The organism is Streptomyces sp. NPDC048254 (assembly GCF_043201895.1).
Taxonomy (GTDB): domain Bacteria; phylum Actinomycetota; class Actinomycetes; order Streptomycetales; family Streptomycetaceae; genus Streptomyces.
Window position 1 is genome coordinate 334,114 of sequence record NZ_JBICZJ010000004.1, and the last position, 24,340, is coordinate 358,453.

The window sequence follows — 24,340 nt, forward strand, 5'->3', positions numbered from 1 at the left end:
GGCGCCGCGCTCCTTCCACGGGCGCGGCGCCACTTCTCACTCCTCCAGACCGTCGGGTTCGGCCTCAAGGCCGGTGCACGCCAGCTTCCCCCCGACCTCCGCACACGCCTCCACCCCCCGGGGTGTCGGCACCGAGAGCATCGGGCTGGTGTAGCCGACGGAGTCCTCGGCGGGATAGCTCGCGGAGAGCACGTCCTGCCCGGCCCGGACCGAGACCTCCCGGGCGTGCGGAGCGTGCAGCCGCACCTCGGACCAGGCCGTGCCGCAGGTGGGGGAGTAGCGCAGCCGGACGTCGTACGCAGTGCCGGTGACCCTGCTCTTGGTCTGCGCGTCCCGCGCGCACGCCGAGGCGTCCGGCAACTCGCCCTGACAGGACCGCCCGTGGCAGCGCGGCGCCCCCGACACCGGCTGCGTCCCCTGGGCGGCGCGCCGGTCGGACACGGTCACGGCGGCCGCGGTCACCCCGGCCACGGCGAGCAGCGCGAGGGCGGTCAGCGGCAGCCGCCACCACCGCCGCGACCGCGGCTGCTCCGGTGCCGGAGCCGCGGCCGGCCGCTCCTCGGCGGCCTCGCACAGTGCCAGTACGGCCGCGGGATCGACGCCCGCGAGCCGGGCCAGGGCCTCCACGGCCGGGCGCGGTGGCCGTTTGGCGCCGGTGAGATAGCGGTGCCAGGCGGACTTGCTGTACGGGGTGCGGGCGGCCAGCGCCGCCAGGCTCAGTCCCGTACGCTCCTTCAGTTCGCGCAGGCTCGCCGCCGGCGACTCGTCGGGTGGGGTGGTGGTCGCTCCTTCGGAGTGCCGCATGTCGCGTGCCTCGACTTCACTACGCTATGGGCGTTTCGCCCCTGTTGTCGGAATGGCTTCCCATGGGTGCCGGGGCCGCAATCGGCGAACAGGTGTGAAGACGGTCAATCAGGGGGTGCATGCCGAAGGCCTGTTCGGAAACGGGTTCCCGAACAGGCCTCGGCGGTCAGGGAGTACGGCGGGACGACGGACCCGTCAGCACCACGGAACGGCGTGGCCGACCCGGACGTAGTGGCCCGAGACGTACCCCTTGCGGTGCGGGAGCCGGTACCAGGTGTGGTTGCCGTGCACCGAACCGCCGTACGTCTTGCAGGCCACCGGGACCAGCCGCTTGCTGTGACGGTGGCCGACCACGCGGTAGCGGGTGCTCGGGCCGGAGCGGACGTTGAGCCGGACGTGGTGCGTGGTCACCCGGCCGACGGTGCGGTAGCTGTAGTGCCGGTGGTGACGGCCGACCGCCGGGGCGGGCAGGGTGGTGTAGTTGTAGTACTGGATGATTCCCTGCGGTGCGGGGATCGGAGTGGCGGCGCTCGCGGTGGCGGCCCCGGCCGTGGGCAGGAACGCGAACACCGCGACCGTGGCCAGCAGGCCGCTCTTCAGGATCCGACGGGACATGGAAACCTCCGTGCTGTCGTGCTCGTGACCACGAAGCGCGATCACGATTCGGAGGATTGCCATGGCCGAGGGCCGTCATGTCGTCCCCGCGTGCCCCGGGACGCCTGGGACGTTTCCGGGGACGGGGCTCAGCCCATCTGGTCGTCGGCGGAGAGGTGCTCGACCGTCTTTCCCGTCTCCGTGAAGGTCCGGGTGACGTACCCCGACGAGTACACCCACAGGATCCGCAGGGGGGTGTCGCCGACGTTGCGGAACAGGTGCGGGACGGGGGACGGGACGTAGGTGGTGTCGAACCGCTCCAGCCGGGTCACCTCGCCGTCCACCCACACCTCCGCCTCGCCCTCCAGGACGGTCACGTGCTCGTCGCAGTTGTGCGAGTGCAACGGCGCCCCGGAGCCGACCGGATAGACGCTCATCCCGCTCGTGATCAGGTTCTCCCCACCCGCCGACGGCGTGGTGATCAGCGGCGTCGACAGGACCGCGCCGCCCCGGTCGAGCAGGGGCACGGACGCGGCCTTGATGATCGTGGTCATCCGGGGATTCCTCTCCACTGCGATGCGGTACGCCGACCGACGTTAGGCCGCGTCCGCGCGAACGGGTGCCCCCTGGCGTGCAGTTTTACCTTGCGTTCCGGGAGGGGTGAGCCGCCCGGATCCGGCTGTAGCGTCACCTGGCATCCCACGGCCGCCGGAGAGAGAAAGCAGGTACCGGCCCCCATGAGGCTCCCCGTACTCAGCGAAGAAGACATGGACCCGCGGCAGCAGGAGCTGGCCGCCCGGATCGCGGGCCGCCGCGGCGCCGTCCGCGGCCCGTTCCGGGTCTGGCTGCACAGCCCGGAGATGTGCGAACGCGCCGAATCGCTCGGCGCCTTCGCCCGGTACGACTGCAGCCTGCCCAAGCACCTGCGCGAACTGACCCTGCTGATGGCCGCCCGCAACTGGGACGCCCAGTACTCCTGGAACGCCCACGTCCACCAGGCGATCGAGGCCGGCATCCCGGAGGCCGCCGTCAAGGCCATCGCCGAGAAGCGTCCGGTGGTCTTCGACGACGAAGCCGACCAGGCCTTCTACCAGTTCTGCCGGGAGGTCCTGGAGGAGCACTTCGTCACCGACGAGACCTTCGCCGGCGCGCTGGCCCACTTCGGCTGCAAGGGGCTGGTCGACACCATCGGCGCGCTCGGCAACTTCACCATGCTCGGCATGTGCCTCAACACCTTCCAGGTGGACCTCCAGGCCGACCGGGAGCCGCCGTTCCCGGACGTCCGCGGCTACGGCCGGATCACCCCGGACGGAGCCTGATCCAGGACCTGATCCAGGGCCTGACCATGAGAAACGCGGCCGATCTTTTAAGAGAAGAGCTGTTGACAGAATTGCCGACATTCGATTTGTGTGGGTGACCGGCGCGAGCCGCACGCGCGTTCGGAGGGAAAATATGGATCGCCTGCTCCTGATGCACAGCTTCGTCACCGTCGCCCAGGTCGGCAGTTTCAGCGGAGCCGCCAAGAAACTCGGCTCCTCCGGCTCCCTGGTCTCCCGGCATGTGGCGGAACTGGAGCGGCAGATCGGTGTCCGCCTGGTCAACCGCACCGCCCGCTCCGTGAGCCTGACCGAGCCGGGCCAGCGGTACGCCGAGTTCGCCGCGCGCATTCTCGACGAGATCGATGCCGAGGACGCCGGCATCGCCCAGCTCCACGACCGGCCCGAGGGCACCCTCAGCGTCATCTGTCCCAAGTGGATAGGCAGCCTCGACCTCGGGGACGCCATCGCCGCGTTCTCGGCCGCCCATCCGAAAATCCAGGTGCGGTTCGAACTCGGCGGGATGTCCGACCGTACCTACGATTTCCTGGACAGCGGATTCGACGTCGCGTTCCACACCCGGGACCTGAGGGACTCCAGCGTCCGGCTGAAGAAGATCGCGTCGCTGCCGTTCGTGCTGTGCGCCGCCGAGGAGTACGTCGAGCGGTGCGGCACGCTCGCCCACCCGAACGACCTCGCCGCCCACGACTGCCTGGTCCATCTCAACGACCCGGTCTGGCGGATCGGCCACGGGCACGCCAGCACCCTGCACAAGATCCGCAACATCGCGTTCTCGTCCAACTCCTACATCGCGCTGCAGAAGGCGGCGGTGCACGGCCGCGGCATCGCCCTGCTGCCCCAGCGCCCGGCCTACGACGACCTGGTCTCCGGCGCCCTCCAGGTGCTGCTGCCCGACCTCGCCGTACCCGACCGCCCGCTGTACGCGATCTACGGTCCCGGGCAGGACACCCCGCGCAAGATCAGCGTGTTCCTGGACTTCCTCGCCGAGTGGTTCTCGCAGAACCCGATTCCCACGATCCGGTCGTAGCCGGGACCGCAAGAAACGCTTGCGCATTCCGTAGAGCTCAGGCCATTGAGGCCCTCGCCGGCCGATATCTACGCTCGCGAGGCGACCTGGAAACGAGGAATCCATGGGAATCCAGAGAATCGAATCGGTCACGTACGGCATCGACGACCTCGACACCTGCGTCCGGTTCTTCGACGACTTCGGGCTGTTCCCGGTGGAACGGACCGACGAGCACGCCGTGTTCGAGACGCGCACCGGACAGACCCTGCACCTCGACACCCTGCCCGGACCGCTGCTGCCGGCCCCGGTCGAGGACGGGCCCACCCTGCGCGAGGTCGTCTGGGGCGTCGACACGCCCGCGGAACTGGAGCGGCTGGTGACTGCGGCGGCCCGGGACCGCGAGGTCCGCGAGAGCGCCGACGGCGTCCACCACACCGTGGACGAGACCGGTTTCGGCGTCGGCCTGACCCTGGCCCGCCCCAGGCCGGCCCCCCTCACGCCCCGCGCGGCCAACACGCTCGGCACGGTCAACCGCTGGAACACCGCCCTGGAGCCGATCACCCGGGTCCGCCCGCTGCGCATGTGCCATGTCGCCCTGAACATCCCGAAGCAGGGCCGTGCGGAGGCCGTCGGCTTCTACGTCGACCGGCTCGGCTTCCGCCCGACCGACGTGGTCGAACCCATGGGCGTCTTCATGCAGGCCCCCGGCGACGACGACCAGCACACCATGCTGCTGTGCCACCGGCCCGACAAGGCGGGGATCAACCACATCGCCTACGAGGTGCCCGGCTTCGACGACGTGATCGAGGGCGGCAACCACATGATCGAGCACGGCTGGCGGGAGGCCCGCAGACTCGGCCGGCACACCATCGGCTCCAACGTCTTCCGCTTCCTGCACGCCCCGTGCGGCGGCCGCGTCGAGTACGCCGCCGACATGGACCGGGCCGACGGGAACTACGGCACCCGGGTCCACGAGACGACCCCGCCGCACCACATCTGGGCCCTGCGCACCAACCGCGACCAGGAAGCCCCCACCGCGTCCTGACCCTGAGAGGGCACCCCTTCATGACCACCGACCACGGCTATCCCGCCGTCCGCATGTACATTGCGGGCGAGTGGTGCCAGGGCGGCTCCGGACGGACCGCCCCCGTCGTCAACCCCGCCACCGAGGAGACGATCGGCGAGGTCCCCCTCGCGACCGCCGGCGACCTCGACCGGGCACTCGAAGCAGCCGCCGAGGGCTTCAGGGTGTGGCGCGCGACCTCCGTCGCCAGGCGCTCCGCGATCCTGGACCGGGCCGCCGACCTGATCGCCGAACGCGCCGCCGAGATCGGCCGGGTGATGACCCTGGAGCAGGGCAAGACCCTCGCAGAGTCCACCGGCGAGGCCAGGCGCACCGCCGAGACGCTGCGCTGGCACACCGAGGACGCCCGCCGCGCGTACGGCCGTATCATCCCGTCCGCGCCCGGCACGGTCCTCACCGTCCGCCGCGAACCCATCGGCCCCGTCGCCGCCTTCGTGCCGTGGAACTTCCCGGTCGGCGGCCCCAACCGCAAGATCTCCTCGGCGCTGTCGGCGGGCTGCTCGCTGATCATCAAGGCCTCCGAGGAGACCCCGGCGACGGCCGCCGCGCTGGTGGAGTGCTACGCGGACGCGGGTCTGCCGGCCGGGGTGCTCAACCTCGTCTTCGGCGAGCCGGCCGAGGTCTCCGCACACCTCATCGCCTCCCCGGTCACCCGGATGATCGCCTTCACCGGCTCGGTGCCCGTCGGCAAGCTTCTCGCCGCCGAGACCGGCAAGGTCATGAAGCCCACTCTGATGGAACTCGGCGGCCACGCCCCGGTGATCGTCTGCGCCGACGCCGACCCCGGTCAGGCCGCCCGGCGCGCCGCGCAGGCCAAGTTCTTCAACGCGGGCCAGGTGTGCACCTCGCCCAGCCGTCTCCTCGTCCACGAGTCCCTGGTCGAGGACTTCACCGCCGAGTTCGTGAAGGCCGCCGAGTCGGTCGTCGTCGGCGACGGCCTGGCCCAGGGCACCACCATGGGCCCGCTCGCCAACGAGCGCCGGCTGCGGTCGGTCGAGCGGCTGACCGCAGACGCGGTGCGCAAGGGGGCGACCGTGCTCACCGGCGGCGAACGCCCGGACCGCCCCGGGTACTTCTTCGCGCCGACCGTCCTCACCGACGTACCGCCGGACGCGGAGCTCATGTCCGAGGAGCCGTTCGGGCCCGTCGCGCCGATCGTGCCCTTCGGCGACCTGGACGACGCCCTGGCCGTCGCCAACGCCCTGCCGTACGGCCTGGCCGCCTACGGCTTCACCAGGTCGGCCGCGACCGCCGAGCGGCTGTCGGACGGGTTCGAGGCCGGCATCCTCTCCCTCAACCACTGCGGCGGCTCGGTCCACGAGGCGCCCTCCGGCGGGGTCAAGGACAGCGGGTACGGCCGGGAGGGCGGCCCGGAGGCGCTGGACGCCTACCTGGTCACCAAGCGCGTCTCCCACCTGCTGACGCCATGAGGTACGCACGCGTGTCCGTGGACGGCCGGGCGGTGTGGGGCCGGGTGGCGGAGACGGACGTCGAACTCCTCTCCGGCTCGCCGCTGGAGGGCGACCCCGAGGTCCTCGGCACCGTTCCGGTCGCTGAGGCCGTCTGGCTGCCGCCTGTCCTGCCCGGTGTGTTCTACGCTGTCGGCTACAACTACCCACGGCACATCGAACACGCCGGCGCCTCGAAACCCGACCGTCCCGAGGTCGGCTACCGGGCCAACAACGCGCTCACCGGCCACCGTTCGCCGATCGTCAGGCCGGCCGGGGTGACCGGGCGGTTCGAGGCCGAGCCCGAACTCGTCGCCGTCATCGGGCGCACGCTCCGGTACGCCGACCGGGACGAGGCCCGCAAGGCGGTGTTCGGCTGGACCATCGGCAACGACGTGAGCGCCCGCACCTGGCAGCACCAGGACCGCACCTTCTGGCGCAGCAAGAACAGCGACACGTTCAAGCCCATGGGCCCCTGGATCGAGACCGACGTCGACGCCCTCGCCCAGACCACCACACTGCGCGTCAACGGCGAGGTCCGCGCCGCGTTCCCGACCGGAGACATGGTCTTCGACCCCTACGACCACATCGTCGAGATCACCAAGCACATCACCCTGCACCCCGGTGACGTGCTGTGGATGGGCGCCGAGTCCACCTGCCAGATCGAGCCCGGCGACACCGTGGACATCGAGATCAGCGGCATCGGCGTGCTGTCCAACCCCGTACACCTGGAAGGGAACCACTCATGAGCGCGGAACCCCGTTACATCCACCACGTCAACTTCCCCACCACCGACCCCGACCGGACCGCCGCCTGGTACACCAAGGTCTTCGGGATGAAGCGCATCATGCCCAAGTCCAACACACGGGTCGTCCTCATGACCCGGGGCGCCTTCGACCTGCACTTCACGCCTGTCGAAGAGATGGAGCGCATGGCGCCCTACCACTTCGCCGTCGAGGTCGACGACTGGGACGAGTTCCTCGCCCACCTGAAGGAGCTGGGCATCCGGCACACCCGGCCGATCGAACGCCCCGAGAACCAGTCCAAGTTCTGCTACATCCACGACCCCGACCACACCATGATCGAGCTGGTCTACCACGCCCGCCGCCCCAACTAGCCGCGCCAGTACGGGAGTTCACCCCATGCCCTTCGCCGACTCCGACGGCACCTCCATCTACTACGAGCGCCACGGCAGCGGCCCGGCGATCCTGTTCGTGCACGGCAGCGGCGGTCACCACGCCGCCTGGTGGCAGCAGGTGGCCGCGCTGCGCGAGGAGTTCACGGTCGTCACCGTGGACCTGCGCGGCTTCGGCAAGTCCGACGCCCCTACCCCTCCGCACTCGTCCAAGGACGAGTTCGACGCCCAGGACTTCCCCGGAGACGTGGTCGCCGTCCTCGACCGGGAGGACCTCACCGACGCCATGCTGGTCGGCCAGTCCATCGGGTCCGTCGCCGCGCTGCGCGCCGGTCTGCTGCGCCCCGGCCGGGTCTCCTCGGTCGTCCTCGGCCACTCCCTCGGTGGCATCAGCCACCCCGAGCTGAAGGAACTGGCCGCCGCCGACCGGGCCGAGGCGGTGAAGCTGCCGGTGATCGACCGGCTGCTCACCAGGACGTTCCAGCGGGAGCGCGCCGATCTCACCTTCCTGTTCCAGCAGATGGGCACGTTCAACGTCGCCAGGATGCAGGACCTGCGCAACCTCGACACCGACGGCCCCTCCCTGGAGGAGATCCGGGCCTCCGGCGTCAAGGTCGCCTTCCTCGCGGGCGAGAAGGACGCCGTCCTCAGCGTCAAGACCGTCACCCGCGCCCACGAGCTGCTGCCCGGCTCGCACCTGGAGATCGTCCCGGACGCCCCGCACTCCATGTACTGGGAGACACCCCAGCCCTACAACGCGGCCGTCGCCCGGCTCCGCCGCACCCTCACCGCACCTAAGGAAGCCGCATGAGCAGCCTCACCCTGGCCGCCGCCGAGGAGATCATCGACGCCGCCCACCGGCGCGCCCGGGAGATCGGCAAGGCGGTGAGCGTCGCCGTCGTGGACGCCGGCGGCTTCCCGGTCGCCATCCGCCGCCCCGACGGGGCCCGCCCGCTCACCCCCGACATCGCCCGCGCCAAGGCCTACACCGCCGCCGTCATGCAGCGCCCCGGCCGCATGCTGAAGAAGTGGCAGGAGAGCCAGCCGGTCTTCTTCTCCCAGCTCTCCCAGCTCCCCGGCGCCGCCCTGCCGATCATGGCCGCCGAGGGCAGCGTCACCATCAAGAAGGACGGCGAGATCATCGGCGGGCTCGGCATCGCCGGCGGCACCGCGGACGAGGACCAGCGGATCGCCGAGGAGGTCCTGAAGGACCTCGGCTACGAGCTGGAGTTCGCCGCGTGGGGCGTCACAGGCGGAAAGGACTGACACCATGGCGGACACGTTCAACTACCGCATCGACCACCACGGCAGCCTGGTCCGGCCGGCGGGCCTGTCCACCGCCGACCCGGTGGCCGTCGACGCGGCGGTCCGGGAGGCGGTCGCCTACCAGCGCAGGCTGCGCTCCACCGTCGTCACCGACGGCGACTTCCCCCGCGAGGACTTCCGCAGCGCGGTCCTCGACGGCGTGTCGGGCCTCCGCCGTACCGACGAGGTGGGCCCGGACGGCCTGGTGCGCTGGGTCGCCGAGTCGCTGCCCAAGGGCGACGGCCCGCTGCTCGCCGACCGGGCTGCCCAACTCGCCGAACTGACGGTGATCGCTCCGAAGGCCACGCTGCCCTCCCCGGCGTACCTGGCGGCCACCACCTTCCAGCCGGGGCTCGGTGTCTCCTCGGCGCGTGACCTGGGCGAGGCCTTCGCGGAGATCGTCCGGGCGGAGATCGGGCTGCTGGTGGCGCGGGGCGTCCGCCTGATCCAGCTCGACAACCCGCTCCTGCTCGACCAGTTGAGCACCGACCCGGGAGACCCCGGCGCACTGTCCTTCGAGGACGCGCTGGCCGTGGACGCGCGCGCGGTACGCCTGGACGAGCGCCCCGAGGGCGTACGGATCGGTGTGGCCCCCGGCTGGGCGGCCCCGGCCGAGGTGGACCGGGCCCGCGCCGAGCGGCTGTACGCCGGCATCGCCGCCGACCGCTGGATCCTCCCGTTCGACCAGGGCACACAGGCCGAACTCGACCTCGTCAAGGCACTGCCCGACGACCGCGACTTCTGCCTGGGCGTGGCCGACGCGACGACCGCCGAACTGGAGGACATCGACACCGTGATGTCCCGCATCGACGCGGTCGGCGAGTTCAAGGACCTGGAGGACGGGGCGGTATCTCCGTCGCGGGGCTTCGCGGACGTGGCGTCCAGGCCGCTGCTGAGCGTGGAGGAGCAACGCCGCAAGCTGGTACTGGTCGAGACCATCGCCCGGTACTGCTGGGGCAACGAGTTCTGAGCGCGCAGTTCCCCGCGCCCCTGAAGGGGCGCTCGTGCAGCGCCCCTTTCTTTTAGGGGCGCGGGGAACTGCGCGACCAGCCACAGCGAACCCGCACCCCTGATCCCACACCAGCCCCGCAGACGCTAAAGCACCTCCGCGAAAGTCACCGTGCGCTCCACGAGCAACGGCCACACCACCCCCACAACGACCTCCTTGAAGTGCTCGGCCGCCTTGTGCGCCTCGAACCCCTCCCGGTCCACATACCGCTCGTACAGCAGGAACCCACCCGGCTCGCCCTCCACCACGTGCACCTCGTACATCAGGTTCGCGGGCTCCGTGCGGGTGGCCTCCCGCGCCTTCAACAGCGCGGCCCGCACCGTCGCCTCGTCGGCGGGCGCGCAGCGGTAGTGGGCGACGACTGTGTATGCCATGCGGTTCCTCCAAGGGACGTGTCCGGTCCGCCGATTCCAGCATGGATCATGCACCCGCCGACCCGCGCACGGCGCAATCAATGCCTGCCCCCACGGGGCTGGTGGACCCCCTCCCACATGGTGTGTTGTCACATCCGGCCCGCATCGGCGGAGCCGCGGACGACGAAGGAAGTGATCTCCATGCGCACCCTGGAAACCCTCTCCGGCGGAGAGTGGACGAGGACCGGCGAATGGATCGACGTCCACGACCCCGCCGACGTCCGTACCCCGCTCGCCCGGGTCCCGGCCCTGTCCGCCAAGGACGTCACCCGCGCCTACGACCACGCCGAGCGCGGCTTCGCCGCCTGGAAGCGCACCAGCCCCTTCGAACGGGCCCGGGTCTTCACCGAGGCCGCCCGGCTGATCCGGGAGCGCGTCGAGGAGATCGCCGCCGACGTCACCGCCGAGAACGGCAAGACCCTGGCCGAGGCGACCGGCGAGACCCTCAAGGCCGCCGACTTCCTGGAGTACTACGCCGGGCTGGCCCGCCAGGGCTACGGCACCCTCCTGCACGACGTGCGCCCACACCACCGTACGCACACCCAGCGCGAGCCGATCGGTGTGATCCTGGTGATCAGCCCCTGGAACGACCCGCTGATCACCCCGGCCCGCAAGCTCGCCCCGCTGCTGGCCACCGGCAACGCGGCCGTGTTCAAGCCGGCCACCGAGACACCGTTGTCGGGCCTGCACTTCGCCCGCGCCCTGCACGACGCGGGCCTGCCCGCCGGGGTCCTCAACGTCGTCACCGGCCGGACCGCCGAGATCGAGGAGGCGCTCCTCGACGACCCCCGGATCGCCGGCATCACCTTCACCGGCTCCAACGCCGTCGGCAACCGCATCCGGCGCCGCCTGGCCGACCGCAACGTCCGCTTCCAGGGCGAACTCGGCGGCAAGAACGCCTCGGTGGTGCTGCGCGACGCCGCCCTGCCGGCCGCGGCGAAGGCCGTCGTGGCCGCTTCCTTCGGCCAGGCGGGGCAGCGCTGCACCGCCACCAGCCGGGTGATCGTCGAGCGGCCGGTGTACGACGAGTTCGTCGCCCTGCTGGTCGCGGAGGTGGCGGCGCTGACGGTCGGTCCGGGCAGCGACCCGGCGACCACCCTGTGCCCGCTGTCGAGCCCGAAGCAGCGCGACAGCGTCCTCGCCGATCTGGGCAGGGCGGTCGAACAGGGAGCGACCGTCCTCACCGGCGGCCGGGCGGACACCGAACGGCCCCACGGCTGCTACGTCCAGCCCACCGTCCTCGCGGGTGTCACCCCCGAGATGGCCGTCTGGCGCGAGGAGGTCTTCGGGCCGGTCCTCGCCGTCCGCGCGGTCGACGACTTCGACGCGGCCGTCGACGCGGTCAACGACTCCGCCTTCGGGCTCGCCGCCGCCGTGTTCACCCGCGACCTCACCGCGGCGTACCGCTTCGCCGACGAGGCCGAGTGCGGGCAGGTCGCCGTCAACACGACGACCACCGGCTGGGACGTCCACCTGCCGTTCGGCGGATTCCACGACTCCGGCACGGGCTACAAGGAGCAGGGCGAGGAAGTCCTGAGGTTCTCCACGCGCGTCAAGACGGTGGCCGTCCACTTCGGCGCGTGAGCACCGTACGAGAGAGGAGGACGCCGATGGCTGACGAGACGATCGGCGTGGTCGGCGCCGGCATCGTGGGCCTCGCCACGGCCCGTGAGATCGCCCTGCGCCGCCCCGGCACCCGGGTCGTGGTGTTCGAGAAGGAGCGGGAGGTCTCCCGGCACCAGACCGGCCACAACTCCGGTGTGGTGCACGCGGGCATCTACTACACACCGGGCAGCCTCAAGGCCGACCTGTGTGTGCGGGGCGTGGCGCTGCTGCGCGAGTACTGCCAGGACCGGGAGCTGCCGTACCGGGAGATCGGCAAGCTGGTGGTGGCCGTCCGCGAGGACGAGCTGGGCCGGATGGCGAACCTGTACCAGCGGGCCAGGAACAACCATGTGCCGGAGCTGCGGAGGATCTCCCGCGAGGAGATCAAGGAGCTGGAGCCGCACGCCGGCGGCATCGCGGCCCTGCACTCCCCGCGCACCGCGATCACCGACTACCCGGCGGTCGCCAGGGCCTTCGCGAAGGACATCGCCGACTCCGGCGGTGAGGTGCGGCTGGCCTTCCCGGTCACCTCGATCACCACTGTGCCCGGCGGCATCGAGGTGGCCTCCGGGCAGGACCGCGTCCGCGTGGACCGGCTGATCCTCTGCGCCGGCCTGCAGTCCGACTCCGTCGCCCGGCTGGCGCAGGACAGTCAGGAGCCCCGGATCATCCCGTTCCGCGGCGAGTACATGCTGCTGAAGCCGGACCGGACGGATCTGGTGCGAGGCCTCATCTACCCGGTGCCCGACCCCCGTTACCCCTTCCTCGGCGTGCACTTCACCCCGCGCGTCGACGGCTCCGTGGAGGTCGGCCCCAACGCCGTCCTCGCCCTGGCCAAGGAGGGATACCGGCGCAGCAGGGTCTCGCCCCGGGACCTTCTGGGGCTCGCCGCCTACCCGGGGGTCTGGCGGATGGCCGCCCAGCACTGGCGTACCGGCGTCAAGGAGTACCGCGGCTCCTTCTCCGCCGCCGCCTTCATGAAGGACGCCCGGCGGTACGTCCCGGAGGTCGGCGTCCGTGACGTGGTGCGCGGCGGAGCGGGCGTACGCGCCCAGGCCCTGGACCGCGACGGCACGCTCGTCGACGACTTCCGCATCCATCGGGTCGGCCGGATCACGGCCGTACGCAACGCCCCCTCGCCGGCCGCCACGGCCTCCATGGCGATCGCCGAACACATCACCGCGGCCGTGTTCGGCGACTCCTGAACGATCTGTTCCGGCACCTGAACATGCGCCGCGAACAGCACACTTCCGCGCAACAACAGCTTGCGCTCCGGGATCTCCGCAAGAGCTCACGGGCCGCCTAGCGTTCCTTCCACAGCACCTCAAGCTCCCTCCGAGAGAAAGAGTTCGCGCCATGTTCGTCGTCGACACGCAGATCCACATCTGGAAGGAAGAGACCCCGGACCGCCCCTGGGTGCCCGGCGCCCGCGAGCGGATCCGGCTCAACGGCCACCGCGAGGACCCCTTCTCCTACGAGGAGGCCCTGGAGCTGATGGACGAGGCCGGGGTGAACCGGGCGCTGATCCTGCCGCCGTCCTGGGAGGGCGACCGCATCGACTACGCCCTGGAGGCCTGCGAGGCACACCCGGACCGGTTCGGCATCATGGCCCGCATCCCGCAGAACAAGCCCGAAGAGGGCAAGGCGATGCTCAAGGACTTCGCCCAGAACCCGCACGTCAAGGGCACCAGGCTGACCTTCCACCGGCCGCAGGACCGCAACTGGATGATCGACGGCACCAACGACTGGTACTGGCCGGTCGCCGAGGAGCTGCGCATCCCGACCATGGTGCACGCCCCGATCTGGAAGCGTGAGCTCGGCGAGATCGCCGCCAAGCACCCCGAGCTGAAGATCATCATCGACCACATGGGCATCATGGCCCGCTGTGTCGACGACGCGATCGGCTACTGGGTCCAGGAGACCGCCGACCTGCACGTCCACCCGAACATCTACGTCAAGGTGTCGGCGCTGCCGGGCTACTCCACCCAGCCCTTCCCGAACAACAACATCCAGAAGTACGTGCGCGAGATGGTCGACAGGATGGGCCCGCAGCGCTGCTTCTACGGCACCGACATCACCCGGCTGCTCGGCCACGGCATCACCTACACCGACACGATCGAGCAGTTCACCAAGCACTGGGACTTCACGCCCGAGGAGCTCGAATGGATCCTGGGCCGCGGTATCTCCGAGGTCCTGAACTGGCCGATCGAGGGCTGAGGGAACACCGGCGATGACCAACACTCCAGGAACCGACGGCGGTGACGCCCTCGTCGCCGCCTTCAACGCCGCCGGCGCCGACTACCTCTTCTGCTCCTCGGGGTCCGAGTGGGCCCCGGTGTGGGAGGCGCTGGCCCGCCGCCACCGCGACGGAGAACCCGCGCCGGAGTACCTCGACCTCACGCACGAGACCGTGGCCGCCGGCATGGCCACCGGCTACGGGCTGATCAGGCGCCGTCCGCAGGGCGTGCTGCTGCATGCGGCGCCGGGCCTTCTGCAGGGCTCGATGGCCGTGCACGGGGCGCTGCTGGCCGGCGTGCCCATGGTCGTCGCCTCCTCGGAGTCGACGACCTACGGCGACGCTCCCGGGCACGACCCGGGCGGCCAGTGGTACCGCAACCTCTCGATCGTGGGCGGCCCGCACGGCATCGCCCAGCCGTTCACCAAGTGGTCGACCGAGGCGGCGAGTGTGCACACGCTGCCGACCATGATCACCCGGGCGGCCGAGCTGGCCTGGCGGGCACCGGCCGGACCGGCGTACCTGAACATCCCGCTGGAGATCCTCCTCGAGGAGTGGGACGGCCGCGAGGCCAAGCCACTCGTCGCACCGGGCTCCACGCACAGCTCGCCCGAAGAGGTCGACCCCGTCGCCCAGCTGATCCGCGAGGCGGCCAACCCGGTGATCGTCACGGAGACGGCGGGGCGCGAGGCGGGCGGTTTCGAGGCCCTGGTCGCCTTCGCCGAGGCCTGGAACATCCCGGTCGTCGAGCCGGACTCCGCGGTGTGCGGCAACTTCCCGCGCACCCATCCGCTGCACGCCGGCAGTGACATCGGGCCGTGGATGGACGAGGCCGACCTCATCCTCCTGGTCAACTGCCGGGCCCCCTTCTACCCGCCGTCCCGCCGCCCCGCCAAGGCGCAGGTCGTCGTCATCGACGAGGTCCCGCAGCGCCCGCACGTGGTCTACCAAGTGCTGTTCGCCGACAGGTACCTGGAAGGCAACGTCGCCAACACGCTGCGGCAGCTGGCCAAGCGGGCGAAGGATCTCGACGAGCGTGCGGTCGACGTGCGCCGGGCCGCGCAGGAGGAACGGCACGCCGCCGAGCAGTCGGCGATCGCCGCGGCCGAGGCCAGGGCCGAGGGGACCGACGGCGTCGACCCGGTGCTGGTCGCCGCCACCCTGCGCAGGCTGCTGCACGGGCAGGACGCGATCGTCGTGGACGAGACGATCACCCACAGCCGGGTGGTCAAACGCCACCTCCAAATCACTGGTCCCGACTCCTACTTCTACGTCCAGGGCGGACTCGGCCAGGGCATCGCCGTCGCACTCGGCGTCAAACTCGCCGCGAGGGAAAGGCCGGTGGTCCTCACGGTCGGCGACGGCGCCTTCACCTACAACCCGGTGATCCCGTCGTACGACGCCTCGAAGTCGTACGAACTGCCCTTGCTGATCGTGGTGTTCAACAACCGCGTGTACAAGTCGATGAACCTCAACCATCGCCGCTTCTACCCCGAAGGGGCGGCCGCCGACACCGGCGAGTGGCTGGGCACCGACCTGCACCGGCTGCCCCGGCTCGCCGCGTTCGCCGAGCCGTTCGGCATGCACACCGAGACCGTGGACACGACTCAGGCGCTCGCGCCCGCGCTGGAGCGCGCGCTGAAGGCCGTGGCCGAGGGGACGACCGCCGTGGTCGACGTTCTCGTCACCCGATGAGCGCTCCGCGGTAAGCGCCGTTCGACATCCGCCGGCCGTCCGTGGCCGGTCGCGCCCGCGCGGCGGTAGCCGCGGATCGATGCAGTCCCGCGCCCCCGACGGGGCGCTGTAGCCCAGGAGGCTTTCGCCGCCATGCCCGACACACCCCCCAAGATCCTGGTGCCCGCCGAGGACCTGCGCACCTTCTCCGCCGCCCTGCTGGAGAAGGGCGGTCTGAGCGCCGAGCACGCCCGTACCACCGCCGACGTGTTCGTCTGGGCCGCGCAGCGCGGCGTCGACTCGCACGGCACCGCGCGCGTCCCCGCCTACCTGGACCTGCTCGCCAAGGGCGTCGCCAACGCCGACCCGAGGCTCACCGTCGAGTCCACGGCACCGGCCGCCGCCGTCCTCGACGCCGACCGTGCCCCCGGTCCGGTCGCCCTGACCGCCGCCGCCGACGAGGCGGTTCGGCGGGCCCGCGAGACCGGCATCGCCTCGGTGGGAGTCCGCCGCACGGTCCACACCGGCGCCATCGGCTACTACGTGTCCCGGATCGCCGACCAGGGCCTGGTCGGGCTCGGGTTCGTGGCCGGCATGCCCAACATGGGCTACACCGGCGTCAAGGGCGCGGCCGTCGCCACCAGCCCCCTCGCCATCGCCGTACCGGCCCGCGAACACGCCCCGCTGCTGCTGGACATGGCCACCGCCACCATCGCCCTCGGCAAGATCCGCCAGGCCAGGGCGAGCGGCACGCCGCTGCCCGAGGGCGCGGCCGCCACGGCGGACGGTACCCCTACGACCGACCCGGAACAGGCGGTCATGCCGCTGCCGCTGGGCGGCGCGAAGGGCTCCGGCATGTCCCTGGCCTTCGAACTCCTGACCAGCGTGCTGGTCGGCGCCCCGATCTTCGCGACCTTCCACGCGGGCGACCGCAAGCACCGTCAGAACGCCCTGCTCATCGCCCTGGACCCGGCCGCTTTCGGCGACCCGGAGGCCTTCGCCGGCGCGGTGGACGACACGCTCGGCACCCTGAAGGGCCTGCCGGCGGCCGACGGTGCCGACGGGGTGTTCTACCCGGGGGAGCGCAGCGCGGCCGTCGCGGAGGAGCGGGGACGGAAGGGCGTCCCGGTGGTCCCCAAGGTCTGGCGGGAGCTGACCGAGCACGCCGAGAGGCTGGGCGTGGCGCTGCCCGTCTGACGCTCTTCGGCCGGCGCCGAGCACCTGCCGGGCCGGCGCTCAGCGCGCCGGCGGCCCCGCGGGGTCCTCACCCCGGGTCGCGGCCCGCACCTGGCGCGCGATGAGCGCGTAGACCTCTCGCGCCTTCGCGTCGTCCTTGCCGTCGTACCCGTGGTCCGCCCCCGCCACCTCGTGGTACCCGGCCAGCGCCCCCGCCGCCCGCAACCGCTCCGCGTACCGTTCGCCCTCCGCTCTGAGCAGGTCGTACTCGGCGGTGATCACCAGCGCCGGGGCGATCCCGGTCAGGTCGGCGGTGTCGGACGGGTGGGCGGGGGAGACCAGCGGGTCGCTGCGCCGCTTCGGGTCCGGGACGTAGGACGTGTCGAAGACCTCCGCCATCCAGGGCCGCAGCATCGGTCTGGTGATCGAGGCGCGCTTGTCCGCCGCGTTCGTCGCCAGGTCCAGTGGCGGATAGTGGAGCACCTGGAGCGCGATCGAGGGGCCGCCCGCCACCAGCGCCTGCCGGGCCACCGCCGCGGCGAGCCCGCCGCCGGCGCTCTGTCCGCCGACGGTCAGCCGGGCGCCGTCCCAGCCCTGCTCGGCCGCGTGCTCGGCGACCCAGCGGACCACCTCGTAGGCCTGGCGGGGCGGGGCCGGGAAGGGATGCTGCGGGGCGACGACGTAGTCCACGTTCACCACGGCCACCCCGGCCTCGGCCGCGAGGAACCGGCACAGCGGGTCGTCGAGTTCGGTGAGCGACATGACGTAGCCGCCGCCGTGGAAGTTGACGTGCACCGGGGGCGACGGGTCCCTGGACGGCGGCAGATACACCGTGGCGCGGGCCGGGGCGACGGCCGTCGGGACGGTCAGCTCCCCTGTCCTACGCGGGAACTCGGGAAGCCGGGCGTGCGAGGCGGCGTCGGAGCCGGGACCGCTCGGGCGCCTGCTCGCCAGGAGGGTGAGCCGCTGCATGGTCTTCGCGCCGAGGGCGGCGACCGAAGGGCGGGCCAGGAGGGACATACGGCTCCGATCGTGGACTCTGTGCAGCAGTGTGCGTAAACCTGCGCAGTAACTTACTTGAGTTACGCAACGATATGGTAAACTGGCTGGTATGTCCACAGAACCGCTGCCAGCCGTGCCCGCCGCCTCCCCGGAGGTCGTCGAGATCGAGCGCGCCCTGACGCGCATCACCTATTTGAGCACCCGGGCCCGCCAGCACGAACGGCTGATGGCCCTCGCCGGCGTCCCACTGGACCGGGCCGCGGTGGCCCTGCTCCGCCAGGTCGCCGACTCCGAGCCGCAACGCCCGGGGGAGCTGGCGCAGCGGCTCGGCGTGGAGGCCTCGCACGTGACGCGCACGGTCCAGCAGCTCCAGAGGTCGGGGTACGTCACCCGCGTCCCCGACCCCGACGACCGCCGCGCCCAGCGGATCGAGCTCACCGACGCGGGCCGGGACGCCGTCCACCGGGTCCGGGACGCCGGAGCGCGCGGCATGCAGCTGGCCCTGGACGACTGGACGCCCGAGGAACTGCGGCAACTGGCCACGCTCTTCCACCGCATGGTCGACGACTTCCTCACGTACGCGGTCGAGGACGAGGCCGGCGAGTCGGTGCCCTCGGCCGGCACCGTGTGAGGCGCCGGTGTGCGCACGCCCCGGCGGGGAGCGGGCCGGTACCACCCGGTAATATCCGGCGGCAGGTCGTCAGAGGAGGCGTCGTGGCCCGGTCCGAACGTTCAGCCCTGCTGCTGGCGGGGCTGCTGGCAGCCGCCGGAGTGACTCACTTCGCGGCGCCGAAGTCGTACGACGCCACGATCCCCAGGGCGCTGCCGGGCTCACCGAGGGCCTGGACGTACGGGAGCGGGGCCGTGGAACTGGCGCTGGCGGCCGGGATCGCCCTGCCACGCACCCGCAAGGCGGCGGCCCGGGCTGCCGCCGCCTTCTTCGTCGGCGTGTTCCCGGCCAACGTGCAGATGGCCGTCGACTGGCAGCAGCGGCCCCAGCCGCTCAGGACCGCGGCCCTCGCCCGCCTGCCGCTCCAGATTCCCCTGGTGCTGTGGGCGTGCGGTGTCGCACGCAACGTCGCGCACAACGAGGAGGGCCGATAAATGGCGGGAACCGTAGAGGTCGGAAGCAAGGTCGAGGACTTCGCGCTGCCGGACGAGACCGGTACCACGCGGACGCTCACGGAACTGCTGGCCGACGGGCCGGTCGTCCTCTTCTTCTATCCGGCCGCCCTGTCGCCGGGCTGCACCACCGAGGCCTGCCACTTCCGGGACCTGGCGGCCGAGTTCGCCGCCGCCGGCGCCCGGCCGGTCGGGATCAGCGGGGACAGCGTCGAGCGGCAGCAGGAGTTCTCCGGGAAGCACACGCTAGGCATGCCGCTGCTCTCCGACACCGACGGCACGGTCCGCGAGCGGTTCGGCGTCAAGCGCGGCATCGCACTCGCCCCCACCAAGCGGGCCACCTTCGTCATCGCCCAGGACCGCACCGTCCTGGAGATCGTCCGCAGTGAACTGCGCATGAACACCCACGCCGACCGGGCGCTCGCCGCACTGCGCGGTCAGCAGGGCTGAGACAGCCCGTCCCCGCGCTTGATGCGGTGGGGCATAGGTCCCATCCTGGGGCATATGGAGCGTGTCGCGGCCACGGCGATCATTGACGCCCTGGGCAGGGTGACGGGGTGGAGCGAAGGCGCGCGGGTGCTCACCGGACGCCCGGCGGAGCAGGTCGTGGGCCGGCCCGCCGCCGACCTGCTCGCCGAGGCGGTCCCCGCGGCGGCGCTCGCCGCCCGCTCCGGGACCGTCACCCTGCGCCACGCCGACGGACACCGGACGGAGGTCGCCCTGACCGCCTGCCCGGTCCTCGGCCCCGACGGCGAGACCACCGGATACGTCCTCACCGCCGACCCTCCCCCGAGGATCGGGCCCACCCTGGCCGAACAGGCCTTCCAGCAGGCCTCCATGTCCATGTCGGTCTTCGACGTCCGCCAGCGCTACCTCCGTGTCAACGACGAGGTCTGCCAGGTCATGGGCGTCTCCGAGGACGCCCTGCGCGGCCGCTTCTTCCTGGACACCGTCGAGAACGTCCCGCACAGCCAGGGCTTCCTGCGCCATCTGCGCCAGGTCGTCGAGACCGGCCGGCCCACCCGCTACGAGAGCTTCACCGCCGCCCCGGCCCTGAGCCGCGAGCACGCCTGGAGCATCGAGATGTGGCCCCTGCACGACCCCAACGGCGAGCTGACCGCCGTCGCCCTCGCGGCCTTCGACAGCACCGAGCAGTACCTGGCCCGGCTGCGGCTCGCCCTGCTCAACGAGGCGGCCACCTCCATCGGCACCACCCTGGACGTGGTGCGCACCGCCGAGGAGGTCGTCGAACTCATCGTCCCGCGCTACGCCGACTTCGCCAGCGTCGACCTGCTCGACTGGGTCCTCTCCGCCGAGGAACTGCCCACCATCCCGGAGGGGGACATCGCGCTGCGGCGCGTCGCCCACGGCTCGGCGAACGAGGGCACCCCCGAGGCGGCCGTACGGCTGGGCGAGACGGAGGTGCATCTGGCGTCGTCACCGCCGGCCCGGGCGCTGCGGGAGGGGCGCGCGGTCGTCAGCCAGGCCGGCGAGCCGGAGTTCCGCCGCTGGGTCGCGGAGCGCAACGCCCGCGCGCCCCAGGGCCGCAAGTACCGTCAGGGCGTCCACTCCATGATCGCCGTACCCCTGCGGGCCCGGGGCGTCCTGCTCGGCGTCGCCGTGGGCGTGCGCATGCGCCACCCCGACGACTACGCCAGCGACGACACCGTGTTCGCCGAGGAACTCGGCAGCCGCGCCGCCGTCTGCATCGACAACGCCCGCCGCTTCGCCCGCGAGCGCTCCACCGCCCTCGCCCTCCAGCACAGCCTGCTGCCCAGCGGCCTGCCCGGCCAGGCCGCCGTCGAGGTGGCGCACCGCTATCTGCCCTGCGGTTCACTGGCCGGCATCGGCGGCGACTGGTTCGACGTGATCCCGCTCTCCGGCAGCCGGGTCGGCCTGGTCGTCGGCGACGTCGTCGGCCACGGCATCCGGTCCTCCGCCACCATGGGCCGGCTGCGGACGGCCGTACGCACCCTCGCGGACGTCGACCTGCCCCCCGACGAGCTCCTCACCCACCTCGACGACCTGGTCACCCACCTGGCCGCCGACGGCAACGGCGCGGAGGTCGCCGAACTGGGCGCCACCTGCCTGTACGCCGTCTACGACCCGGTCTCGCGCCACCTCGCCCTCGCCGCCGCGGGACATCCGGCGCCCGCCCTGGTGCTGCCCGGCGGCGAGGCCGAGCTGGTCCCGATGACCGCGGGACCGCCGCTCGGTGTCGGCGGTCTGCCCTTCGAGGCGGTGGAGCTGGACCTGCCCGAGGGCGCCGTCGTCGCCCTCTACACGGACGGCCTGATCGAGGACCGGGACCGGGACGTGGACCGCGCCACCGAGGAGATGTGCCGGGCGCTGAGCGCGTCGGCCGACTCGCTGGAGGACCTCAGCGACAGCGTGCTCAAGGCCGTCCTGCCGGAGCAGCCCTCCGACGACGTCGCCCTGCTGCTGGTCCGCACCCGCGCCCTCGGCACCGACCGGGTGGCCACCTGGGACGTCCCGCCCGACCCCGCCGAGGTCGCGCACTTCCGGCAGGCGGCCACCGAACGCCTCACCGCCTGGGGACTGGACGAGGCCGCCTTCGTCACCGAACTCGTCGTCAGCGAACTCGTGACCAACGCCATCCGCTACGGCGAACCGCCCATCCAGCTCCGCCTCATCCGCGACCGCGCGCTCATCTGCGAGGTCTCCGACGGCAGTTCGACCTCACCGCATCTGCGTCGCGCGCACGCCTACGACGAGGGCGGCCGCGGCCTGCTCCTCGTCGCCCAGCTCACCCAGCGCTGGGGCAGCCGCCAGACCGACAGTGGCAAGACCATCTGGGCCGAACAGCCGCTGCCCGACGGGCCGTTGCCGGTCACCGAGGCCTGACGGCACAGCCCGTCTACTCGAAGTCGCAGCCCGGGTTCGGCACCGACTCGGAGTACGGCGAGCCGTGCGGGAGGATGTACAGCACGTCCAGGACGAGGTCGGTGTCGCCCAGGTTCGCGCCCAGATGCACATCGCCCGGGCCGCCCTGCTCGTACACCGTGCCGCCGGTCTTGTACACGCCGTCCGCCTTGCAGTCCGAGTGGAAGTGGCTCAGCGTGCCCTTCTGGACGTATCCGTAGACCGGGCCGTCGTGGAAGTGCCAGCCGGTGGTCTGGCCGGGCGGGACGGTGATCTCCCGCAGGACGTAGTCCGTGCCGCCGACGGTGGTCTGGCTGATCAGCCGGCCGGTCACACCGGGCCCGGCGGGGGTGGCGTAGGCAGTGCCACAGGTCAGCAGGGTGCCGGCGGCGACCGCCCCTGCGAGGGCGGTGCGGAGCGCGGTGCGCATGTGAGGTGCCTCCTGAGCGGAAGATCGAGTGCCGTCGCGAACATAGACTGCCGCGAGGCGAGTTGGGCCGGAACGGCCGAATCCATGCGTAGTCTGCACCGCCAGGACGCGCCTTGATCAACTCACCGTCCGGTCCCGGACCACCTGTCCGGGAATCCCTGCCCTTTCGTACCGGCCGACCGAACGACGTGCCGCCCCGGCTTGGTGCGCCGATCCGTCCCCGCTCGTCAGTCGTCCTCGCCGGCGGCCGCCGCGACCTGGCCGAGGGTACGGCCGGAGCGCACCGAACGGGCCCGCCGGGGATCGGGCGTACCGTGCCCGCCCGATCGCGCGGTCCCCTTCCGCACCAGCAGCCAGGCGTCCTCGCCGGCGCTGCCCCGAAAGCGGGTCAGGGCGTAGTCGCCGCGCAGCTTGGCGCCGTGCAGCCGGAAGGTCGCGTGCCCGCGCTCCAGTGACTCCTCGAAGCCGACCGGCCGGCCCCTGCGGTCGTGGCTGAGAGGCTCGTACCAGCCGCGGTCCCAGACGATCACGGTGCCGCCGCCGTACTCGCCCTTCGGGATCACGCCCTCGAAGTCCTCGTACTCCAGCGGATGGTCCTCGGTGGGCACGGCCAGCCGCTTGTCCCCCGGGTCGGTCGACGGGCCCTTCGGGACCGACCAGGACTTCAGGACATCGCCGACCTGCAACCGGAAGTCGAAGTGCATACGGCGTGCGTCATGGATCTGGACCACGAACCGGGGCCCGTCCCCGGTCCCGTCCGACCGCCCCGACGGCTCCCGGGTCCGCTCGAAGTCGCGCCTGGCACGGTAGGTCTGCAACCGCTCGCCGTCACCCACCTGCGGCCCTCCTGTACGACGGTCCTGCGGCCCCGACCAACAGCCTGCGGTCCGCCGCCCGACCCCGTCCAGTCCAGTCCGGTGATCGGGGAGGATTCCACCGCGGCGGGCGTGACCATCCTGCGTGCCCCCACGCCGGACCGGACAGCGACGACCGTGTGCGCGGCCTGTGGGGGTTCACCGGGAGCGCATGGAGGAGCAGCCGCTCAGAACTCCTCGTGGCTGTCCGGGTCGCCGCCGAGGCGCTGGTGGGGCCGCTCGGAGACCGCCGCCAGCTGCGCGGCACTCAGCCGGAAGCCGAAGACGTCCAGGTTCGCCCGCTGCCGCACGGCGTCCGACGACTTCGGGATGGCCACGGCACCGAGCTGGACGTGCCAGCGCAGGATCACCTGCGCGGGCGTCACCCGCAGGGCCTCCGCCACGCCGACGACGGCCGGGTCCCGGAGCAGCCGGCCGTCCTGGCCGAGCGGGCTCCAGCTCTCGGTGACGATGCCCTTCCCGGCGTGGAACGCGAGCAGCTCCTCCTGCGGGAACAGCGGATGCAGCTCCACCTGGTTCACCGACGGCAGCACCCCGGTCTCCTTCTCCAGCCGCAGGAGGTGCTCCTCGGTGAAGTTGGATACGCCGATCGAGCGTACGAGACCCTCCTCGCGGAGCTTGATCATCGCCTTCCACGCGTCGACGTACTTGCCGACCCGGGGGTTGGGCCAGTGGATCAGATACAGGTCCACGTACTCCACGCCCAGCCGCTGCCGGGACTCCTCGAAGGAGGCGAGGGTCTCCTCGTAACCGTGGTGGCGGCCCGGCAGCTTCGTCGTCACCACCACCTCCTCACGTGGGACGCCGCTGCTCGCGACACCCCGGCCGACCCCGATCTCGTTGCGGTAGTTCACCGCCGTGTCCACGAGCCGGTAACCCGCTTCGAGCGCGTGGTGAACGGCCTGCTCGGCCTGCATGTCGTCCATCGGCCAGGTGCCCAGGCCGACGGCCGGAAGCGTCGTACCGTCGTTGAGCGTGTACGCCGGAATGCTTGTCACGATGGGACCTTCCCTCGGCTGTGTCGTCCCTCCACCCTCAGGGACGGAGTGCGCGGTGATCAAGCGCACGGTGGGGCGCCGGCCGGCTCCACGGTTGCGTGAGGTAGGGGGCGGAGTAGCCTGGACATGATCGTTGCCACCCAGCTCTGGAGGTAGGCGATGTTGATCCGATTCCTGCGACGCCGTATGCCGCACGGCCTTGTT

Annotated in this window: 26 protein-coding genes; 18 read left to right on the forward strand and 8 right to left on the reverse strand. The window is 71.7% G+C overall.

Annotated features, from left to right (window positions below; all coding sequences use genetic code 11):
* Nucleotides 1–36 precede the first annotated feature (36 nt).
* The 3 genes from ACGFZQ_RS14175 to ACGFZQ_RS14185 form a co-directional block, all read right to left on the reverse strand.
* Nucleotides 37–804 (reverse strand): XRE family transcriptional regulator, encoded by a 768-nt coding sequence (locus tag ACGFZQ_RS14175; RefSeq protein WP_393840580.1) that lies wholly within the window; start codon nucleotides 802–804, stop codon nucleotides 37–39.
* Nucleotides 805–999: 195 nt separating this feature from the next.
* Nucleotides 1,000–1,419 (reverse strand): SH3 domain-containing protein, encoded by a 420-nt coding sequence (locus tag ACGFZQ_RS14180; protein ID WP_393840581.1) that lies wholly within the window; start codon nucleotides 1,417–1,419, stop codon nucleotides 1,000–1,002.
* A gap of 128 nt (nucleotides 1,420–1,547) precedes the next feature.
* Nucleotides 1,548–1,952: a cupin domain-containing protein gene (locus tag ACGFZQ_RS14185; RefSeq protein ID WP_351736963.1), complete on the reverse strand. Its 405-nt coding sequence runs from the start codon at nucleotides 1,950–1,952 to the stop codon at nucleotides 1,548–1,550.
* A 183-nt stretch (nucleotides 1,953–2,135) separates the two neighbouring features.
* Here ACGFZQ_RS14185 and ACGFZQ_RS14190 point away from each other — a divergent pair, with 183 nt between their 5' ends.
* The 9 genes from ACGFZQ_RS14190 (at nucleotide 2,136) to ACGFZQ_RS14230 (ending at nucleotide 9,683) form a co-directional block, all read left to right on the forward strand.
* The gene (locus ACGFZQ_RS14190) at nucleotides 2,136–2,717 is read left to right on the forward strand and encodes a carboxymuconolactone decarboxylase family protein (protein ID WP_393840582.1); all 582 of its coding nucleotides are present in this window, start codon (nucleotides 2,136–2,138) and stop codon (nucleotides 2,715–2,717) included.
* A gap of 133 nt (nucleotides 2,718–2,850) precedes the next feature.
* Nucleotides 2,851–3,762, forward strand: coding sequence for a LysR family transcriptional regulator (locus ACGFZQ_RS14195; protein ID WP_351736961.1), 912 nt, complete (start codon nucleotides 2,851–2,853; stop codon nucleotides 3,760–3,762).
* Between the two features lie 103 nt (nucleotides 3,763–3,865).
* The gene (locus tag ACGFZQ_RS14200; protein ID WP_393840583.1) at nucleotides 3,866–4,786 is read left to right on the forward strand and encodes a VOC family protein; all 921 of its coding nucleotides are present in this window, start codon (nucleotides 3,866–3,868) and stop codon (nucleotides 4,784–4,786) included.
* 20 nt (nucleotides 4,787–4,806) lie between these two features.
* Nucleotides 4,807–6,255, forward strand: a complete 1,449-nt coding sequence (locus tag ACGFZQ_RS14205) for an NAD-dependent succinate-semialdehyde dehydrogenase (RefSeq protein ID WP_393840584.1) — start codon at nucleotides 4,807–4,809, stop codon at nucleotides 6,253–6,255.
* Nucleotides 6,252–7,022 carry a fumarylacetoacetate hydrolase family protein gene (locus ACGFZQ_RS14210; protein WP_393840585.1) on the forward strand — a complete coding sequence of 257 codons (771 nt, stop codon included), beginning with the start codon at nucleotides 6,252–6,254 and terminating at the stop codon, nucleotides 7,020–7,022. Before ACGFZQ_RS14205 ends, ACGFZQ_RS14210 begins: the two co-directional genes overlap by 4 nt.
* The gene (locus ACGFZQ_RS14215) at nucleotides 7,019–7,390 is read left to right on the forward strand and encodes a VOC family protein (RefSeq protein ID WP_393840586.1); all 372 of its coding nucleotides are present in this window, start codon (nucleotides 7,019–7,021) and stop codon (nucleotides 7,388–7,390) included. The genes ACGFZQ_RS14210 and ACGFZQ_RS14215 overlap by 4 nt, the downstream gene beginning before the upstream one ends.
* 25 nt (nucleotides 7,391–7,415) lie before the next feature.
* Nucleotides 7,416–8,219: an alpha/beta fold hydrolase gene (locus ACGFZQ_RS14220; protein WP_393840587.1), complete on the forward strand. Its 804-nt coding sequence runs from the start codon at nucleotides 7,416–7,418 to the stop codon at nucleotides 8,217–8,219.
* Complete coding sequence (locus ACGFZQ_RS14225) at nucleotides 8,216–8,674, forward strand: heme-binding protein (protein WP_393840588.1); 459 nt, start codon at nucleotides 8,216–8,218, stop codon at nucleotides 8,672–8,674. Before ACGFZQ_RS14220 ends, ACGFZQ_RS14225 begins: the two co-directional genes overlap by 4 nt.
* Nucleotides 8,675–8,678: 4 nt before the next feature.
* Nucleotides 8,679–9,683 (forward strand): methionine synthase II (cobalamin-independent)-like protein, encoded by a 1,005-nt coding sequence (locus ACGFZQ_RS14230; RefSeq protein ID WP_393840589.1) that lies wholly within the window; start codon nucleotides 8,679–8,681, stop codon nucleotides 9,681–9,683.
* Between the two features lie 125 nt (nucleotides 9,684–9,808).
* On the opposite strand, the gene ACGFZQ_RS14235 is transcribed toward ACGFZQ_RS14230, so the two are convergent.
* Nucleotides 9,809–10,096 carry a putative quinol monooxygenase gene (locus tag ACGFZQ_RS14235; RefSeq protein ID WP_351736947.1) on the reverse strand — a complete coding sequence of 96 codons (288 nt, stop codon included), beginning with the start codon at nucleotides 10,094–10,096 and terminating at the stop codon, nucleotides 9,809–9,811.
* A gap of 180 nt (nucleotides 10,097–10,276) precedes the next feature.
* Between ACGFZQ_RS14235 and ACGFZQ_RS14240 the strand changes: the two genes are divergently transcribed.
* The 5 genes from ACGFZQ_RS14240 (at nucleotide 10,277) to ACGFZQ_RS14260 (ending at nucleotide 16,847) form a co-directional block, all read left to right on the forward strand.
* A complete protein-coding gene (locus ACGFZQ_RS14240) occupies nucleotides 10,277–11,719 on the forward strand; it encodes an aldehyde dehydrogenase family protein (protein WP_393840590.1) in 1,443 nt (480 codons plus the stop codon).
* Between the two features lie 26 nt (nucleotides 11,720–11,745).
* Entirely contained in the window at nucleotides 11,746–12,945 is a 1,200-nt protein-coding gene (gene lhgO, locus ACGFZQ_RS14245) for an L-2-hydroxyglutarate oxidase (RefSeq protein WP_393840591.1), read from the forward strand.
* Nucleotides 12,946–13,096: 151 nt separating this feature from the next.
* Complete coding sequence (locus tag ACGFZQ_RS14250) at nucleotides 13,097–13,957, forward strand: amidohydrolase family protein (protein ID WP_351736941.1); 861 nt, start codon at nucleotides 13,097–13,099, stop codon at nucleotides 13,955–13,957.
* Nucleotides 13,958–13,970: 13 nt separating this feature from the next.
* The gene (locus ACGFZQ_RS14255) at nucleotides 13,971–15,671 is read left to right on the forward strand and encodes a thiamine pyrophosphate-dependent enzyme (protein ID WP_393840592.1); all 1,701 of its coding nucleotides are present in this window, start codon (nucleotides 13,971–13,973) and stop codon (nucleotides 15,669–15,671) included.
* Between the two features lie 132 nt (nucleotides 15,672–15,803).
* On the forward strand, nucleotides 15,804–16,847 hold the full coding sequence (locus ACGFZQ_RS14260; RefSeq protein WP_393840593.1) for an Ldh family oxidoreductase: 1,044 nt from the start codon (nucleotides 15,804–15,806) through the stop codon (nucleotides 16,845–16,847).
* A gap of 39 nt (nucleotides 16,848–16,886) precedes the next feature.
* Here ACGFZQ_RS14260 and ACGFZQ_RS14265 read toward each other — a convergent pair whose 3' ends face one another.
* On the reverse strand, nucleotides 16,887–17,846 hold the full coding sequence (locus tag ACGFZQ_RS14265) for an alpha/beta hydrolase fold domain-containing protein (RefSeq protein ID WP_393840594.1): 960 nt from the start codon (nucleotides 17,844–17,846) through the stop codon (nucleotides 16,887–16,889).
* 91 nt (nucleotides 17,847–17,937) lie between these two features.
* Here ACGFZQ_RS14265 and ACGFZQ_RS14270 point away from each other — a divergent pair, with 91 nt between their 5' ends.
* The 4 genes from ACGFZQ_RS14270 to ACGFZQ_RS14285 all read left to right on the forward strand — a co-directional run bounded on the left by ACGFZQ_RS14270 (nucleotide 17,938) and on the right by ACGFZQ_RS14285 (nucleotide 21,815).
* On the forward strand, nucleotides 17,938–18,459 hold the full coding sequence (locus ACGFZQ_RS14270) for a MarR family winged helix-turn-helix transcriptional regulator (RefSeq protein WP_393840595.1): 522 nt from the start codon (nucleotides 17,938–17,940) through the stop codon (nucleotides 18,457–18,459).
* An 83-nt stretch (nucleotides 18,460–18,542) separates the two neighbouring features.
* Nucleotides 18,543–18,932 (forward strand): DoxX family protein, encoded by a 390-nt coding sequence (locus ACGFZQ_RS14275; RefSeq protein WP_393840596.1) that lies wholly within the window; start codon nucleotides 18,543–18,545, stop codon nucleotides 18,930–18,932.
* Nucleotides 18,933–19,400: a peroxiredoxin gene (locus tag ACGFZQ_RS14280; protein WP_393840597.1), complete on the forward strand. Its 468-nt coding sequence runs from the start codon at nucleotides 18,933–18,935 to the stop codon at nucleotides 19,398–19,400.
* Between the two features lie 54 nt (nucleotides 19,401–19,454).
* Nucleotides 19,455–21,815, forward strand: a complete 2,361-nt coding sequence (locus ACGFZQ_RS14285) for a SpoIIE family protein phosphatase (protein ID WP_393840598.1) — start codon at nucleotides 19,455–19,457, stop codon at nucleotides 21,813–21,815.
* A gap of 13 nt (nucleotides 21,816–21,828) precedes the next feature.
* On the opposite strand, the gene ACGFZQ_RS14290 is transcribed toward ACGFZQ_RS14285, so the two are convergent.
* The 3 genes from ACGFZQ_RS14290 to ACGFZQ_RS14300 all read right to left on the reverse strand — a co-directional run bounded on the left by ACGFZQ_RS14290 (nucleotide 21,829) and on the right by ACGFZQ_RS14300 (nucleotide 24,136).
* The gene (locus ACGFZQ_RS14290; protein WP_393840599.1) at nucleotides 21,829–22,263 is read right to left on the reverse strand and encodes a cupin domain-containing protein; all 435 of its coding nucleotides are present in this window, start codon (nucleotides 22,261–22,263) and stop codon (nucleotides 21,829–21,831) included.
* Nucleotides 22,264–22,490: 227 nt separating this feature from the next.
* Nucleotides 22,491–23,099, reverse strand: coding sequence for a DNA polymerase ligase N-terminal domain-containing protein (locus ACGFZQ_RS14295; RefSeq protein WP_393840600.1), 609 nt, complete (start codon nucleotides 23,097–23,099; stop codon nucleotides 22,491–22,493).
* Between the two features lie 206 nt (nucleotides 23,100–23,305).
* Nucleotides 23,306–24,136, reverse strand: coding sequence for an aldo/keto reductase (locus tag ACGFZQ_RS14300; protein ID WP_393840601.1), 831 nt, complete (start codon nucleotides 24,134–24,136; stop codon nucleotides 23,306–23,308).
* Nucleotides 24,137–24,340: the final 204 nt, after the last annotated feature.

Coding starts and splice junctions, on each gene's coding strand:
- ACGFZQ_RS14175 (WP_393840580.1), bottom strand. CDS start 804: ATGCGGCACTCCGAAGGAGCGACCACCACCCCACCCGACGAGTCGCCG.
- ACGFZQ_RS14180 (WP_393840581.1), bottom strand. CDS start 1,419: ATGTCCCGTCGGATCCTGAAGAGCGGCCTGCTGGCCACGGTCGCGGTG.
- ACGFZQ_RS14185 (WP_351736963.1), bottom strand. CDS start 1,952: ATGACCACGATCATCAAGGCCGCGTCCGTGCCCCTGCTCGACCGGGGC.
- ACGFZQ_RS14190 (WP_393840582.1), top strand. CDS start 2,136: ATGAGGCTCCCCGTACTCAGCGAAGAAGACATGGACCCGCGGCAGCAG.
- ACGFZQ_RS14195 (WP_351736961.1), top strand. CDS start 2,851: ATGGATCGCCTGCTCCTGATGCACAGCTTCGTCACCGTCGCCCAGGTC.
- ACGFZQ_RS14200 (WP_393840583.1), top strand. CDS start 3,866: ATGGGAATCCAGAGAATCGAATCGGTCACGTACGGCATCGACGACCTC.
- ACGFZQ_RS14205 (WP_393840584.1), top strand. CDS start 4,807: ATGACCACCGACCACGGCTATCCCGCCGTCCGCATGTACATTGCGGGC.
- ACGFZQ_RS14210 (WP_393840585.1), top strand. CDS start 6,252: ATGAGGTACGCACGCGTGTCCGTGGACGGCCGGGCGGTGTGGGGCCGG.
- ACGFZQ_RS14215 (WP_393840586.1), top strand. CDS start 7,019: ATGAGCGCGGAACCCCGTTACATCCACCACGTCAACTTCCCCACCACC.
- ACGFZQ_RS14220 (WP_393840587.1), top strand. CDS start 7,416: ATGCCCTTCGCCGACTCCGACGGCACCTCCATCTACTACGAGCGCCAC.
- ACGFZQ_RS14225 (WP_393840588.1), top strand. CDS start 8,216: ATGAGCAGCCTCACCCTGGCCGCCGCCGAGGAGATCATCGACGCCGCC.
- ACGFZQ_RS14230 (WP_393840589.1), top strand. CDS start 8,679: ATGGCGGACACGTTCAACTACCGCATCGACCACCACGGCAGCCTGGTC.
- ACGFZQ_RS14235 (WP_351736947.1), bottom strand. CDS start 10,096: ATGGCATACACAGTCGTCGCCCACTACCGCTGCGCGCCCGCCGACGAG.
- ACGFZQ_RS14240 (WP_393840590.1), top strand. CDS start 10,277: ATGCGCACCCTGGAAACCCTCTCCGGCGGAGAGTGGACGAGGACCGGC.
- lhgO (WP_393840591.1), top strand. CDS start 11,746: ATGGCTGACGAGACGATCGGCGTGGTCGGCGCCGGCATCGTGGGCCTC.
- ACGFZQ_RS14250 (WP_351736941.1), top strand. CDS start 13,097: ATGTTCGTCGTCGACACGCAGATCCACATCTGGAAGGAAGAGACCCCG.
- ACGFZQ_RS14255 (WP_393840592.1), top strand. CDS start 13,971: ATGACCAACACTCCAGGAACCGACGGCGGTGACGCCCTCGTCGCCGCC.
- ACGFZQ_RS14260 (WP_393840593.1), top strand. CDS start 15,804: ATGCCCGACACACCCCCCAAGATCCTGGTGCCCGCCGAGGACCTGCGC.
- ACGFZQ_RS14265 (WP_393840594.1), bottom strand. CDS start 17,846: ATGTCCCTCCTGGCCCGCCCTTCGGTCGCCGCCCTCGGCGCGAAGACC.
- ACGFZQ_RS14270 (WP_393840595.1), top strand. CDS start 17,938: ATGTCCACAGAACCGCTGCCAGCCGTGCCCGCCGCCTCCCCGGAGGTC.
- ACGFZQ_RS14280 (WP_393840597.1), top strand. CDS start 18,933: ATGGCGGGAACCGTAGAGGTCGGAAGCAAGGTCGAGGACTTCGCGCTG.
- ACGFZQ_RS14285 (WP_393840598.1), top strand. CDS start 19,455: ATGGAGCGTGTCGCGGCCACGGCGATCATTGACGCCCTGGGCAGGGTG.
- ACGFZQ_RS14290 (WP_393840599.1), bottom strand. CDS start 22,263: ATGCGCACCGCGCTCCGCACCGCCCTCGCAGGGGCGGTCGCCGCCGGC.